The sequence below is a fragment of the Chryseobacterium viscerum genome, from assembly GCF_002899945.2.
Classification (GTDB): domain Bacteria; phylum Bacteroidota; class Bacteroidia; order Flavobacteriales; family Weeksellaceae; genus Chryseobacterium; species Chryseobacterium viscerum.
In genome coordinates this window covers 1-575 of record NZ_PPEG02000033.1, presented here as the reverse complement: position 1 = coordinate 575, position 575 = coordinate 1, and the positions used below count along the sequence as shown (strand labels likewise).

Here is a 575-nt window from a genome sequence, read left to right as displayed (position 1 = left end):
ATTACGTTGAATGGGAGCAGTTTTGAGCGTGCAGCCTTGACGGGAGATATTACTTCTGGAGCTAATTCGAATACCACGACGATATCGGATAATGCAGTCACCTCTGCAAAGATTCTGGATGGGAGCATTGTAACGAGTGATCTTAGTGATGGCTCAGTGACAGGATCAAAGCTTTCCCAGATGTCAGCTACAACGGGTCAGGTCTTGAAATGGGATGGCAGTTCTTGGGTAGCTGGTGATCATACAGGTTTAGGGAGTGGCCTTACGAGTGGCAATATTTATATTGGTAATGCTTCAAATGTAGCGACTTCAGTTATTCCCAGTGGAGATCTAGCAATAGATAATACGGGTAATACCACAATAAATCCAAATTCAGTTACTTCATTGAAAATCAATGATGGAACGATAGCTAATGTAGATTTATCAGTTGGTGCAGGAGGAATATATAAAAGCAGTGGCACATTGTCTGAAAATACAACAGTAGGACAGGGTATCCATACTCTTGCATTTACTTCGGGTGCTACCAATGGTTTTTCTGTAGATGGTGCAACTTTCTCTGTAGATGCTGCTAATGA

Annotated in this window: 1 protein-coding gene; it reads left to right on the top strand. The window is 41.9% G+C overall.

Annotation, left to right across the window (positions count from 1 at the left end; all coding sequences use genetic code 11):
- The coding region (locus C1634_RS26210; protein ID WP_394337115.1) for a hypothetical protein at positions 1–575 on the top strand (575 nt) is incomplete at both ends.